11 protein-coding genes and 1 tRNA gene are annotated in these 14555 nt (G+C 66.9%); 10 read left to right on the forward strand and 2 right to left on the reverse strand.

The features are described from left to right. The first annotated feature begins 92 nt into the window (after positions 1–92). From ACIBCU_RS01125 to ACIBCU_RS01155, 7 genes are all read left to right on the forward strand, one after another. Positions 93–2363, forward strand: coding sequence for an FdhF/YdeP family oxidoreductase (locus ACIBCU_RS01125; protein ID WP_399228380.1), 2271 nt, complete (start codon positions 93–95; stop codon positions 2361–2363). 83 nt (positions 2364–2446) lie between these two features. Continuing rightward, complete coding sequence (locus ACIBCU_RS01130; protein WP_399228382.1) at positions 2447–2917, forward strand: PaaI family thioesterase; 471 nt, start codon at positions 2447–2449, stop codon at positions 2915–2917. A 609-nt stretch (positions 2918–3526) separates the two neighbouring features. Further along, the gene (locus ACIBCU_RS01135) at positions 3527–4735 is read left to right on the forward strand and encodes a branched-chain amino acid ABC transporter substrate-binding protein (protein ID WP_362941938.1); all 1209 of its coding nucleotides are present in this window, start codon (positions 3527–3529) and stop codon (positions 4733–4735) included. Positions 4736–4843: 108 nt separating this feature from the next. Then, entirely contained in the window at positions 4844–5773 is a 930-nt protein-coding gene (locus ACIBCU_RS01140) for a branched-chain amino acid ABC transporter permease (protein WP_362941926.1), read from the forward strand. Positions 5774–5778: 5 nt separating this feature from the next. Beyond that, positions 5779–7572, forward strand: a complete 1794-nt coding sequence (locus ACIBCU_RS01145; protein WP_362941923.1) for a branched-chain amino acid ABC transporter permease — start codon at positions 5779–5781, stop codon at positions 7570–7572. A 5-nt stretch (positions 7573–7577) separates the two neighbouring features. Further along, positions 7578–8468 (forward strand): ABC transporter ATP-binding protein, encoded by an 891-nt coding sequence (locus tag ACIBCU_RS01150; RefSeq protein WP_362941920.1) that lies wholly within the window; start codon positions 7578–7580, stop codon positions 8466–8468. Further along, positions 8465–9181: an ABC transporter ATP-binding protein gene (locus ACIBCU_RS01155; protein ID WP_362941917.1), complete on the forward strand. Its 717-nt coding sequence runs from the start codon at positions 8465–8467 to the stop codon at positions 9179–9181. Before ACIBCU_RS01150 ends, ACIBCU_RS01155 begins: the two co-directional genes overlap by 4 nt. Before the next feature lie 72 nt (positions 9182–9253). Here the strand turns inward: ACIBCU_RS01155 and ACIBCU_RS01160 are convergent, their stop codons facing one another. Continuing rightward, positions 9254–9910: an ANTAR domain-containing response regulator gene (locus tag ACIBCU_RS01160; RefSeq protein ID WP_104789892.1), complete on the reverse strand. Its 657-nt coding sequence runs from the start codon at positions 9908–9910 to the stop codon at positions 9254–9256. Between the two features lie 97 nt (positions 9911–10007). Here ACIBCU_RS01160 and ACIBCU_RS01165 point away from each other — a divergent pair. Then, positions 10008–10081: transfer RNA gene (locus tag ACIBCU_RS01165), tRNA-Leu, on the forward strand. Positions 10082–10192: 111 nt separating this feature from the next. Then, positions 10193–10969 (forward strand): helix-turn-helix domain-containing protein, encoded by a 777-nt coding sequence (locus ACIBCU_RS01170; protein WP_399228387.1) that lies wholly within the window; start codon positions 10193–10195, stop codon positions 10967–10969. A 6-nt stretch (positions 10970–10975) separates the two neighbouring features. On the opposite strand, the gene pyk is transcribed toward ACIBCU_RS01170, so the two are convergent. Further along, entirely contained in the window at positions 10976–12409 is a 1434-nt protein-coding gene (pyk, locus tag ACIBCU_RS01175) for a pyruvate kinase (RefSeq protein ID WP_362941910.1), read from the reverse strand. 259 nt (positions 12410–12668) lie between these two features. On the opposite strand from pyk, the gene ACIBCU_RS01180 reads away from it, so the two are divergent. Then, the gene (locus tag ACIBCU_RS01180) at positions 12669–14480 is read left to right on the forward strand and encodes a bifunctional metallophosphatase/5'-nucleotidase (protein ID WP_399228389.1); all 1812 of its coding nucleotides are present in this window, start codon (positions 12669–12671) and stop codon (positions 14478–14480) included. Positions 14481–14555: the final 75 nt, after the last annotated feature.

Genomic DNA, 14555 nt, shown 5'->3' on the forward strand with positions numbered 1-14555 from the left:
GAAGAAGAGACAGGACGCCACGGGCCCGGCCGGACGCGACACGCGCGCCCGCACCGCACCCCGAGGCGGCCGAAGGCTCGAAGGGGAGCACCATGGCCACCAAGCCCCCGACCGGTGACCCGGTCCAGGACGCCCCGCGGATCGACGCGGTCCAGCACGCCGCCGCCGGACTGCCCGCCGTCGCCCACACCCTGCGCGTCGCCCAGCAGCAGATGGGCGTCCGGCGCACCGCGCAGACCCTCCTCAAGGTCAACCAGAAGGACGGCTTCGACTGCCCCGGCTGCGCCTGGCCCGAGGGCGACAAGCGCCACACCGCCGAATTCTGCGAGAACGGCGCCAAGGCCGTCGCCGAGGAAGCGACCCTGCGCCGCGTCACCCCCGACTTCTTCGCCGCCCACCCCGTCGCCGACCTCGGCACCCGCAGCGGCTACTGGCTCGGCCAGCAGGGACGCATCACGCAACCTGTGTATCTGCCCGAGGGCGCCGACCGGTACGAAGCCGTGACCTGGGAACGCGCCTTCGAGATCATCGCCGAGGAACTGACCGCGCTCTCCTCCCCCGACGAGGCACTCTTCTACACCTCCGGACGCACCAGCAACGAGGCGGCCTTCCTCCTCCAGCTCTTCGCCCGCGAGTTCGGCACCAACAACCTGCCCGACTGCTCCAACATGTGCCACGAGTCGTCCGGCTCGGCCCTCACCGAAACCATCGGGATCGGCAAGGGCAGCGTCAGCCTCGAGGACCTCCACCACGCCGACCTGATCATCGTCGCCGGACAGAACCCCGGCACCAACCACCCCCGGATGCTCTCCGCCCTCGAACAGGCCAAGAACGCCGGGGCGAAGATCATCTCCGTGAACCCGCTGCCCGAAGCCGGCCTCGAACGGTTCAAGAACCCCCAGACCGCCCACGGCATGCTCAAGGGGGCCGCCCTCACCGACCTCTTCCTCCAGATCCGCATCGGCGGCGACCAGGCACTCTTCCGCCTCCTCAACAAAATGATCATCGAGGCCGACGGCGCCGTCGACACCGCCTTCATCGCCGAACACACCCACGGCTACGAGGAATTCGCCCAGGCAGCCCGCGCGGCCGACTGGGACGACACCCTCACCGCCACCGGCCTCGACCGCGACGCCATCGAACAGGCGCTCGCCATGATCCTCGCGTCGGAACGCACCATCGTCTGCTGGGCCATGGGCCTCACCCAGCACAAGCACTCCGTGCCGACCATCCGCGAAGTCGTCAACCTCCTCCTCCTGCGCGGCAACATCGGCAGGCCGGGCGCCGGCGTCTGCCCCGTACGCGGCCACTCCAACGTCCAGGGCGACCGCACCATGGGCATCTTCGAACGGCCCTCCACCGCCTTCCTCGACGCCCTCGACCAGGAATTCGGCATCACCTCGCCCCGGCACCACGGCTACGACGTCGTACGGTCCATCCAGGCACTCCGAGACGGCGACGCCAAGGTCTTCTTCGCCATGGGCGGCAACTTCGTCGGCGCCACCCCCGACACCGCCGTCACCGAAGCCGCCATGCGACGCGCACGCCTCACCGTCCACGTCTCGACCAAACTCAACCGCTCGCACGCCGTCACCGGCACCCGCGCCCTGATCCTGCCCACCCTCGGCCGCACCGACAAGGACGTCCAGGACGGCGGGAAGCAGTTCGTCACCGTCGAGGACTCCATGGGCATGGTCCACGCCTCACGCGGCAACCTCACCCCCGCGAGCCCCCACCTGCTCTCCGAACCCGCGATCGTCGCCCGCCTCGCCCGCGCCGTCCTCGGCCCCGCCTCCACCACCCCCTGGGAGGACTTCGAGAAGGACTACGGCACGATCCGCGACCGCATCTCCCGCGTCGTCCCCGGCTTCGAGGACTTCAACACCCGCGTGGCCCGCCCCGGCGGATTCACCCTCCCCCACGCCCCACGCGACGAACGCCGCTTCCCCACCACCACCGGCAAGGCCAACTTCACCGCCGCGCCCGTCGAGTACCCCGAGCTCCCCGAAGGCAGGCTGCTGCTCCAGACCCTGCGCTCCCACGACCAGTACAACACCACGATCTACGGCCTCGACGACCGCTACCGGGGCATCAAGGGCGGCCGCCGCATCGTCATGGTCAACCCCGACGACGCCCAGGCCCTCGGCCTCGCCGACGGCGCCTACACCGACCTCGTCAGCGAATGGAAGGACGGCGTCGAACGCCGCGCCCCCGGCTTCCGCGTCGTCCACTACCCCACCGCCCGCGGCTGCGCCGCCGCGTACTACCCGGAGACCAACGTGCTCGTCCCCCTCGACGCCACCGCGGACACCAGCAACACGCCGGCCAGCAAATCGGTCGTCGTCCGGTTCGAAACGGCCTGAGCACCCCTAAGCGCACGCTCAGCCGTCTGATAAGAACAGTGCACACAGCAACGAACGACCGCACACGATCGGAGCCGGACCCCATGGGCGAGCACACCGCACCCACGTTCCCCCAGGAGATCATCGACGAGTACGCGGCGCTCGGCGTCGACCTCCCCGCACTCTTCTCCGCCGGCCACCTCGGCGAGCGCATGGGCGTCACGATCGCCGAGGCCTCCGCCGACCGCGTCGTGGGCACCATGCCCGTCGAAGGCAACACCCAGCCCTACGGACTCCTCCACGGCGGCGCCTCGGCCGTCCTCGCCGAGACCCTCGGCTCCATCGGCTCCATGCTCCACGGCGGCGCCTCCAAGCTCGCCGTCGGCGTCGACCTGAACTGCACCCATCACCGCGGCGTCCGCAACGGCCTCGTCACGGGCGTCGCCACCCCCGTGCACCGCGGCCGCTCCACCGCCACGTACGAGATCGTCATCACCGACGAGCACGACAAGCGGGTCTGCACCGCCCGCCTCACCTGCCTGCTCCGCGACGCACCCGGCCCCGCCGCCGGCTGACCCTCACCCCTCAACACCCCCCTGCCCGGCCGGAAAGCACACCGCTATCCGGACCGGGCAGACCCATATCCGAAGCGTTCGGGGGAAGTTGGCGGACACGGAGGGTCAACGCCCTTGACCGTCACTCCTGTTCCATGAGCCACTTCAACAGCACCGCCACCCTCGCGACGCATCACACATATCCCACACATGTAACACTGCGTAACATGTGTGCAATACACGAAAAACGTCGCCCGCCCCACCCCCGCGCTCCCGGCCGGCATCCCCCATGCCCCTTGCGCCCCGATTCGCGCGACAGCACCAAGATCACCCCAAGCCCCTTAGCAGAGCTGCGGGTTCTCACCATGCGGTCACTTCACCACCCGGGCAAAAGCCGTACACCTCCACACTGCGGCCAACAAGCCTTCCCCACGGCATAACAAGACAGTCACATCATCACCGGACCCATCCCGCACCCCCTCACCTGCCCTTAGAGTCACGGCCAGTCACCGCGCCGCCGGGCGCGTCTGCTGCACGGCCCTGTATCGACCAGTACGGCCCGGCGAACGTCACGGCACCTCAGCAGAGGAGGCCGCGCCAGGGAAAGGACCTTTCGTGCGACACCGTTCTTTGCTCATACTCACCACAGTGCTCACCACAGGCGCACTGACTCTCACCGCCTGCGGATCGCGCGACGACGACTCCAAGAGCAGCGGCGGCGGTGACACCCAGACCGTCGTCATCGGTGTCGACGCACCCCTGACCGGCGACCTCTCCGCCCTCGGTCTCGGCATCAAGAACTCCGCCGACCTCGCCGTCAAGACCGCCAACGCGGACAAGACCGTCCCCGGCATCAAATTCGAACTCCAGGCGCTCGACGACCAGGCCCAGCCCTCCGTCGGCCAGCAGAACGCCCAGAAGTTCATCGGCAACAAGGACCTCCTCGGCGTCGTCGGCCCCCTGAACTCCGGCGTCTCCCAGTCGATGCAGAAGCCGCTCAACGACGCCAACCTCACCCAGGTCTCCCCCGCCAACACCGGCACCGAGCTGACCCAGGGCAACAACTGGAAGAGCGGCGACAAGAAGCGCCCCTTCAAGACCTACTTCCGTACCGCCACCACGGACGCGATCCAGGGCGCATTCGCCGCGAAGTACCTCTTCGACAACGCCAAGGTCAAGGACGTCTACCTCATCGACGACCAGAAGCCCTACGGCGCGGGCCTCGCCGCCTCCTTCAAGACGACCTTCACCGAGCTCGGCGGCAAGATCGTCGGAACCGACCACATCAACCCCGACGACCGCGACTTCAACTCCGTCGTCACCAAGGTCAAGCGCTCCGGCGCCAAGGCCGTCTACTACGGCGGTGAATACCCCGCAGGCGCCCCCCTGAGCCAGCAGCTCAAGGACAGCGTCCAGATCCCCCTCATGGGCGGCGACGGCATGTACAGCGCCGACTTCATCAGCCTCAACAAGAAGGCCGAAGGCGACATCGCGACCTCCGTCGGCAAGCCCGTCGAGGAACTCGACTCCGCCAAGAAGTTCATCGCCGACTACAAGACGGCCGGATACAAGGACGCCTACGAGGCCTACGGCGGCGGCACCTACGACGCCACCTGGTCCATCATCGAGGCCATCAAGGCCGTCGTCGCCGACAACGACGGCAAGCTCCCCGAGGACGCCCGCATCCAGGTCCTCGAAGCCATGAGCCAGGTCAAGTTCGACGGCGTCACCGGCCCCGTCTCCTTCGACGAGTACGGCGACACCACCAACACCATGATGACCGCCTACCAGGTCACCAGCGGCAAGTGGACCTCCAAGCTCAGCGAGGCCGTCAAGTAGGTCCACCACGGACCCCACGGCCACAGCGCACGCACACAAGACCGCGCGGGAGCGCTACGAGCACTCCCGCGCGGTGCCATATCCGAACCACTCCACGGAGGCCCTGCGGTGCACGAACTGCCGCAACAGCTGGCCAATGGACTCATCCTCGGCGCGATGTACGGTCTCATCGCGATCGGATACACGATGGTCTACGGAATCATCCAGCTCATCAACTTCGCACACGGCGAGATCTTCATGATCGGGGGCTTCGGAGCCCTCACGGTCTACCTCGGGCTTCCGTCCGGACTCTCCCTGCTCGCTGCGATACCCCTCATGATCGCCGGCGGAGTCATCTGCTCCGTCGCCGTCAGCGTCGCCGCCGAACGCTTCGCCTACCGGCCACTGCGCACGGCACCACGCCTCGCCCCCCTCATCACCGCCATCGGCCTCTCCCTCGCACTCCAGCAGGCCGTATGGATGTGGTACCCCGACGCCACCAAGGACCGCTCCTTCCCCCAGTTCAAGGGCGAAGCGATCGACATCTTCGGCGCCCACATCCAACGCGGCGACCTCTTCGTCCTCATCGCCGCACCCATCTGCATGCTCGCCCTCGGCCTCTTCGTCTCCAAGACACGCGCCGGCCGCGGCATGCAGGCGACCTCCCAGGACCCCGACACCGCCAAGCTCATGGGCATCAACACCGACCGCATCATCGTCATGGCCTTCGCCATCGGTGCCGCGTTCGCCGCCGTCGCCGCCGTCGCCTACGGGCTCAAGAACGGCCAGATCGGCTTCCGCATGGGCTTCATCATGGGTCTCAAAGCCTTCACCGCAGCCGTCCTCGGCGGCATCGGCAACATCTACGGCGCCATGCTCGGCGGAGTCGTCCTCGGCGTCGCCGAAGCCCTCGCCACCGGCTACATGAGCGACGTACCCGGCATGGAACTCTTCGGAGGCGGCGCCTGGAAGGACGTATGGGCCTTCGTGCTCCTCATCCTCGTCCTCCTCATACGCCCGCAAGGCCTGCTGGGCGAACGCGTCGCGGACAGGGCGTGATACCCATGACCACCAACACCGCCCTGCTCCCCCTGCCCACCACAGCAGCTCGCGCCGCCACCACCACCGGCGCCGCACTCGCCCTCATCGGCACCTTCCTCGCCTGGACCTACACCGACACCTTCCCCGGCGACCTCACCGTCACCGGATACCCCGGCGGACTCCAGGTCCTCACCCTCATCAGCGCAGCACTCACCCTCCTCTTCGCCCTCTCCGGATACGGCATCAAGGGCCTGCGCTGGCTCACCCCCGGCGGCACCAACAGCCCCACCAGGCTCCTCGCCCTGGGCACCCTCCTCACCACCGCCTACACCGTCATCGCCGTCATCGCCACCAAGGACGACAACGGCAACCTCCTCGGACTGATCGAACTCGAACCCGGAGCCTGGGTCAGCCTCGCCGGCGCGATCATCGCCACCATCGCCGCCCTCGGCCTCCCCAACGACCAGCCCCTCGACGACACCACCACCCCCAGCGCACTCAACCGATTCCTCGGCAGCCTCCGCGCACCGGCACCCGCCCGCGCCAAGGCACTCCCCGCCTGGGCCGAAATCCTCATCATCGCCGCCGCCTTCGGCGTCGCCCTCGAGGTCTTCACCTACGGCATCGACACCGAATACGCCGAACTCTTCATCGGCTACGTCATCGCCGTCGCCTTCGGATTCACCGCACTCACCCGGGCCGGACTCATCGCCCGCGTCACCGCGCTGACCTCCAAGCACCGCAACGTCACCCTGTGCGCCGCACTCGTCGCAGCCTTCTGCTTCCCCTTCACCCAGCAGAACGAGGAATACGCCCTCATCGGCGCCAACATCCTCATCTTCGCGACCGTCGCACTCGGCCTCAACGTCGTCGTCGGCCTCGCCGGCCTCCTCGACCTCGGCTACGTCGCCTTCCTCGGCGTCGGCGCCTACGCCGCAGCACTCGTCTCCGGCAGCCCCCTCTCCCCCGTCGGCGTCCAGTTCCCCTTCTGGGCCGCCGTCCTCACCGGAGCCGCAGTCTCACTCGTCTTCGGCGTCGTCATCGGCGCCCCGACACTCCGCCTCCGCGGCGACTACCTCGCCATCGTCACCCTCGGATTCGGAGAAATCTTCCGCCTGACCGTCAACGCCCTCAACGGCGTCAGCGGCCCCGACCTCACCAACGGCTCCCAGGGCATCCCCAGCATCCCCGACCTCAAGCTCCTCGGCTTCGACTTCGGACTCAGCCACGACCTCGGCGGCATCACCCTCGGCAGGTCCGCCAACTACTACCTGCTGATGCTCCTCTTCACCGCCGTCGTCGTCCTCGTCTTCCGGCGCTCCGGAGAATCCCGCATCGGCCGAGCCTGGGTCGCCATCCGCGAGGACGAAACCGCAGCCACCGCCATGGGCATCAACGCCTTCCGGCTCAAGCTGCTCGCCTTCGCCCTCGGCGCCACCCTCGCCGGCCTCGCCGGAACCGTGCAGGCACACGTCTCCTACACGGTCACCCCCGAGCAGTACCAGTTCGCCGGGTCCGTACCCCCGAACTCCGTGTTCCTCCTCGCCGCCGTCGTCCTCGGCGGCATGGGAACCCTCAGCGGACCCCTCGTCGGCGCCGCACTGCTCTACCTCATCCCGGCCAAACTGCAGTTCATGCAGGACTACCAGCTCTTCCTCTTCGGACTCGCACTCATCCTCCTGATGCGCTTCCGCCCCGAAGGGCTCGTCGCCGACCGCAGGAAGCAGCTCGAATTCCACGAGACCGGCCAACTCGACGTACCACCGGACACACCACTCACCGACACAGCCGCCGGCACCACGAAGGCGGGGGCGTGACCACCATGACCAAGACAGACGCACCCACCGGCACCACCGTCCTCGACGCCAGCGGCGTCACCATGCGCTTCGGCGGCCTCACCGCCGTACGAGGCGTCGACCTCACCGTCAACGCCGGCGAGATCGTCGGACTCATCGGACCCAACGGCGCCGGCAAGACCACCTTCTTCAACTGCCTCACCGGCCTCTACGTCCCCACCGAAGGCAAGGTCAGCTACAAGGGCACCGTCCTGCCGCCCAAGCCCCACCTCGTCACCCAGGCAGGCATCGCCCGCACCTTCCAGAACATCCGCCTCTTCGCCAACATGACCGTCCTGGAAAACGTCCTCGTCGGACGCCACACCAGGACCAAAGAAGGCCTCTGGTCCGCCCTCCTGCGCCTCCCCGGCTACAAGAAGGCGGAGAACGCCAGCCGCGAACGCTGCATGGAACTCCTGGAGTTCATCGGCCTCGCCGACAAGGCCGACCACCTCGCGCGCAACCTCCCCTACGGAGACCAGCGCAAGCTGGAGATCGCCCGCGCCCTCGCCAGCGACCCCGGCCTCCTCCTCCTGGACGAGCCCACCGCCGGCATGAACCCCCAGGAAACCCGCGTCACCGAAGAACTCATCTTCGCCATCCGGGACCAGGGAATCGCCGTACTCGTCATCGAGCACGACATGCGGTTCATCTTCAACCTCTGCGACCGCGTCGCCGTCCTCGTCCAGGGCGAAAAACTCGTCGAGGGCACCGCCCCCGTCGTCCAGGGCGACGAACGCGTCGTCGCCGCCTACCTCGGCACCCCCTTCGAAGGCGCCCCCGGCGCCGAGGAAGCCGCCGAGGTCGAGGCCGCCGAAGCCACCGCAGCCGGCACAGCCAAGCCCGCCACCACCACCGAGGAGGAGGACACCCGATGACCGCACTGCTCGAGGTCGAGGACCTCCGCGTCGCCTACGGCAAGATCGAAGCCGTCAAGGGCATCTCCTTCACCGTCGACGCCGGCCAGGTCGTCACCCTCATCGGCACCAACGGCGCAGGCAAGACCACCACCCTGCGCACCCTGTCCGGACTCCTCAAGCCCGCCGGCGGCCGCATCCTCTTCGAGGGCAAACCGCTCACCAACATCCCGGCACACAAGATCGTCTCCCTGGGCATCGCCCACTCCCCCGAGGGACGCCACATCTTCCCCCGGCTGACGATCGCCGAGAACCTCCTGCTCGGCGCCTACCTCCGCAACGACAAGGCAGGCATCGAGAAGGACATCCAGCGCGCCTACGACCTCTTCCCCATCCTCGGGGAACGACGGAAGCAGGCCGCCGGAACACTCTCCGGAGGCGAGCAGCAGATGCTCGCCATGGGACGCGCACTCATGTCCCAGCCCAAGCTGCTCATGCTCGACGAGCCCTCCATGGGCCTCTCCCCGATCATGATGCAGAAGATCATGGAGACCATCGTCGAGCTCAAGGCGTCGGGCACCACGATCCTGCTCGTCGAGCAGAACGCCCAGGCCGCCCTCTCCCTCGCGGACCACGGCCACGTCATGGAGGTCGGCAAGGTCGTCCTCTCCGGCACCGGCGCCGACCTCCTCCACGACGAGTCGGTCCGCAAGGCCTACCTCGGCGAGGACTGAGCACCCCCGCACACGGGAAGGGCCCGCCCCCGGATCATCCGGAGGCGGGCCCTTCCCGTAGGTGCGTACCGGCTACTCGGCAGCCTTCTTCTTCTCCTCGGCGTCCTCGATCAGGGCCTCGGCGAGCTGCTGCATCGACATCCGGCGGTCCATCGACGTCTTCTGGATCCAGCGGAACGCCGCCGGCTCCGAGAGCCCGTAATCCGTCTGCAGAATGCTCTTCGCCCGGTCCACCAGCTTCCGGGTCTCCAGCCGCTGCGACAGGTCCGCGATCTCGCTCTCCAGCGCCTTCAGCTCCGCGAACCGGGACACGGCCATCTCGATGGCCGGGACCACGTCGCTCTTGCTGAACGGCTTCACGAGGTACGCCATCGCACCGGCGTCCCGCGCCCGCTCGACCAGATCCCGCTGCGAGAACGCCGTCAGCATCAGGACCGGGGCGATGGACTCCTCGGTGATCTTCTCGGCAGCGGAGATCCCGTCGAGGACCGGCATCTTCACATCGAGGATCACGAGGTCCGGGCGGTGCTCCCGGGCCAGCTCGACGGCCTGCTGCCCGTCCCCGGCCTCGCCGACGACCGAGTAGCCCTCTTCCTCCAGCATCTCTTTGAGGTCGAGGCGGATCAGCGCCTCGTCCTCGGCGATGACGACACGGGTCGTCAGCGGCGGGACGTGCGACTTGTCGTCGTCGACGGCGTCTACGGGCTGGGGCGACTCGGGGGTGGTCACGGGGCTCCTTGGTATGGGGCAGATACTGCTCCCACGAGCCTACCTAGCTCCTGTAAGGTAGTGACGCGCAGGGCAGCGATGACCCTTCCTTTCTAAGGCCCCAGTACTCCAATGGTTAGAGAGGCCGCTCTCAAACAGCGGACAGTGTGGGTTCGAATCCCACCTGGGGCACTTTTCCTTCGATTCTAAAGCCGCAGCAAGTTGCGGCGACTTCACGGGATCGGGTGATCACCTTCCCGGATTCGTGCCACCACGTCAGCAGTGTGCGTCAAAGTCGAGAACGTGTACGACCTCGACACTCGCAAGCGTGCCCTGGCACTGGTCGCTCAGGGCTTCAGCCAGAACTCCGTCAGCAAGCAGACCGGGATCTCTCGAGCTGCCATCCGTTCCTGGCTGAAACGAATAGAGCCCCTCGGGTATAACCGGGGCGCCGAATGCCCTCGGTGCGGCGACACCCCGAGACTCCCGGATGATCCCGCCGCATACTCGTACCTGCTCGGCCTCTATCTCGGCGACGGCTGCGTCAGCTCTGCCAAGCGGGGCGTGTACTCCCTCCGCATCGCGTGCGCCGACGCGTGGCCGGGGCTGATCGACGCCTGCGTCAAGGCCGTACAGCGTGCGCGGCCGGGCAACAAGGTCTGCCGAGTACAGAGTCAGGGCTGCCAGTACGTCACAAGCTTCAGTAAGCACTGGCCCTGCTTCTTCCCTCAGCATGGGTTAGGGAAGAAGCACAATCGCGAGATCACACTCGAACCGTGGCAACAACAGATCGTTGACGCCCACCCCTGGGAATTCATTCGCGGTCTCATTCACTCCGACGGCTGTCGGATCATCAACTGGACCACCCGCCTGGTCCGTGGCGAGCGGAAGCGCTACGAATACCCCCGGTACTTCTTCACCAACAAGTCCGACGACATCCGCAAGCTCTTCAGCGACACGCTCACCGCCGTAGGTGTCGAGTGGACCACCCTCGCTCGCGGCAGCGATCCGTTCAACATCTCCGTAGCCCGACGGGCGTCCGTCGCCCTCATGGACGCTCACGTCGGGCCGAAGTACTGACGACCGTCACTCCGGGCTGTCGTCGTCGCCGATGTGGTGCACCCGTACCAGGTTCGTCGAACCCGCGACTCCCGGCGGGGACCCGGCCGTGATGACCACGATGTCGCCCTTCTGGCAGCGGCCGATCCGCAGCAGCTCCTCGTCCACCTGCGCCACCATCGCGTCCGTCGACTCCACGTGCGGCCCGAGGAACGTCTCGACGCCCCACGTCAGGTTCAGCTGCGCGCGAGTGGCCTGGTCCGGGGTGAAGGCGAGGAGCGGGATCGGGGAGCGGTAGCGGGAGAGGCGCTTGACGGTGTCGCCGCTCTGGGTGAAGGCCACCAGGAATTTGGCGCCGAGGAAGTCGCCCATCTCGGCTGCCGCGCGGGCGACCGCGCCGCCCTGGGTGCGGGGCTTGTTGCGGTCGGTGAGGGGCGGAAGGCCCTTGGCGAGGATGTCCTCCTCGGCCGCCTCGACGATGCGGGCCATGGTGCGGACGGTCTCGACGGGGTACTTGCCGACGCTGGTCTCGCCGGAGAGCATCACGGCGTCCGTGCCGTCGATGACGGCGTTGGCGACGTCGGAGGCTTCGGCGCGGGTGGGGCGGGAGTTGTCGATCATCGAGTCGAGCATCTGGGTGGCGACGATGACCGGCTTGGCGTTGCGTTTGGCGAGTTTGATGGCGCGCTTCTGGACGATCGGGACCTGTTCCAGGGGCATTTCGACGCCGAGGTCGCCGCGGGCGACCATGATGCCGTCGAAGGCGGCGACGATGTCGTCGATGTTGTCGACGGCCTGGGGCTTCTCGACCTTGGCGATGACGGGGAGGCGGCGGTCCTCCTCGTCCATGATGCGGTGGACGTCGTCGATGTCGCGTCCGGTGCGCACGAAGGAGAGGGCGATGATGTCGGCGCCGGTGCGGAGGGCCCAGCGGAGGTCTTCGATGTCTTTTTCGCTGAGTGCGGGGACGGAGACGGCGACGCCGGGGAGGTTGAGTCCCTTGTGGTCGGAGACCATGCCGCCTTCGATGACGGTGGTGTGGACGCGGGGTCCGTCGACTTCGGTGACTTCGAGGGTGACGCGGCCGTCGTCGATGAGGATGCGTTCGCCGGCGGTGACGTCGGAGGCGAGGCCGTCATAGGTGGTGCCGCAGGTGGTGCGGTCGCCTTCCATGGGTTCGACGGTGATGGTGAAGTCGTCGCCGCGTTCAAGGAGTACGGGGCCTTCGGCGAAGCGGCCGAGGCGGATCTTCGGGCCTTGAAGGTCGGCGAGGATTCCTACGCTGCGGCCGGTTTCTTCGGAGGCTTTGCGTACGTGGTTGTAGCGCTCTTCGTGTTCGGCGTAGGTGCCGTGGCTGAGGTTGAGGCGGGCGATGTCCATTCCCGCTTCGACCAGTGCCTTGATCTGCTCGTATGTGTCGGTTGCGGGTCCCAGGGTACAAACGATTTTTGCTCGGCGCATGGTTCGAGCCTAGACCTTACCTGCGGGTAGGTAATTGTCTCTGCATGGCTGTCCAACAGCCTTTCGGTGAAAGATTATTGACGAGTGTTGAATTGTGCGGCGGGCTGCTCTGATGAGCGTCCGGGGGTGCGTGCCGGCGGGGCGGCGGGGGTGGGGGTGGAGCCGCTGGTCACCAGATCGAAACCTGTTTGGGGTGTTGCGGGCGGGGGTGGCTGGGCCAGAATCTACGCGCGTTGTTCGCTCGAACGAGGAGTCAAGGATGCCGTTGAACCGTAGGACGTTTCTGGGCCGTTCGGCTGTCGCCGGTGCGGGTGTGGCGCTGGCGGGAGGGGCCGGCGCGGGGTCTGCGGCGGCCTCGGAGCCGAAGGGGCACGGTCACGGGCGTCCGCCGAAGCGGTACTCGTTCACGGTGATGGGGACGACGGACCTGCACGGCAATGTCTTCAACTGGGACTACTTCACGGACAAGGAGTTCGACGACAAGGCGCACAACGACGTCGGTCTGGCGAAGATCTCGACGCTGGTGGATCAGATCCGTGAGGACCGGGGCCGTCGGAACACGTTGTTGATCGATGCGGGTGACACCATCCAGGGCACCCAGTTGTCGTACTACTACGCGAAGATCGATCCGATCACGGCGAAGCGTGGTCCGGTGCATCCGATGGCGCAGGCGATGAACAAGATCGGTTATGACGCGGCGGCGCTCGGGAATCATGAGTTCAACTACGGCATTCCGGTGTTGCGGAAGTTCGAGGAGCAGTGTGATTTTCCGCTGCTGGGTGCGAATGCGCTGGATGCGAAAACGTTGCGGCCGGCGTTCGCCCCGTATGTGATCAAGCGGGTGCGTACGCCGCATGGCCGTGATGTGCGGGTGGCGGTTCTTGGGTTGACGAATCCTGGTATCGCGATCTGGGACAAGGCGAATGTGGGCGGGAAGATGGTGTTCCCGGGTCTTGAGGAGCAGGCGGCGAAGTGGGTGCCGAAGCTTCGTTCGATGGGTGCGGATGTGGTGATCGTGTCGGCGCATTCGGGTTCGTCGGGCACGTCGTCGTACGGGGATCAGTTGCCGTACGTCGAGAACGCGGCGGGTCTGGTGGCCGAGCAGGTGCCGGGGATCGACGCGATCCTGGTGGGTCACGCGCATTCGGAGATTCCCGAGTACTTCGTGACGAACAAGGAGACCGGGAAGCAGGTCGTTCTCTCGGAGCCGTTGAAGTGGGGGCAGCGGCTGACGCTGTTCGACTTCGATCTGGTGTGGGAGAAGGGTCGTTGGGTGGTCGAGAAGGTCGGTGCTTCGGTGCTGAACTCGAACACGGTGGAGGAGGATCCGCAGATCACGTCGTTGCTCGGGGATGAGCACACGAAGGTGGTGGCCTATGTGAACCAGGTCATCGGTACGTCTGTGTCGGCGATGTCGACGGTGGAGGCGCCGTGGAAGGACGAGCCGGTCATCGATCTGATCAATCTGGTGCAGGCGGAGACGGTGAAGGAGGCGCTGGCGGGCGGTGAGTACGCGGCGTTGCCGGTGCTGTCGCAGGCGGCGTGCTTCTCGCGTACGGCGGCGATTCCCGCGGGTGAGGTGACGATCAAGGATGCTGCGGGGCTGTATCCGTTCGAGAACACGCTGGAGGCGCGGCTTCTGACGGGTGCGCAGCTGAAGGATTATCTGGAGTACTCGGCGAAGTACTACGTGCAGACGGCTGCGGGGGCGCCGGTGGACACGTCGAAGCTGACGAATGCGGAGAACATTCCGGATTACAACTACGACGTGGTGTCGGGCGTGACGTACGACATCGATATCGCGAAGCCGGCCGGTTCGCGGATCGTGGGGTTGTCGTTCGAGGGGGCGCCGGTGGATCCGGCGGCGCAGTTCGTCTTCGCGGTGAACAACTACCGGGCGAGTGGTGGCGGCAACTTCCCGCATGTGCCGGGTGCGAAGCAGTTGTGGGCGAATTCGGATGAGATCCGGAACACGATCATCGGGTGGGTCCAGGCGAAGGGTTCGGTGGATCCTGCGGAGTTCGCGTCGGTGGACTGGCGTCTGACGCGGGATGGTGTGCCGGTGTTCTGACCGGGGGGCCTGAGCGGGTGGTGTGCGGCGGCCGTCGTCCTTCGGGAGGGCGGCCGCCCTCGTGTGGCCCAGTGG

The organism is Streptomyces sp. NPDC051064 (assembly GCF_044455985.1).
Classification (GTDB): domain Bacteria; phylum Actinomycetota; class Actinomycetes; order Streptomycetales; family Streptomycetaceae; genus Streptomyces.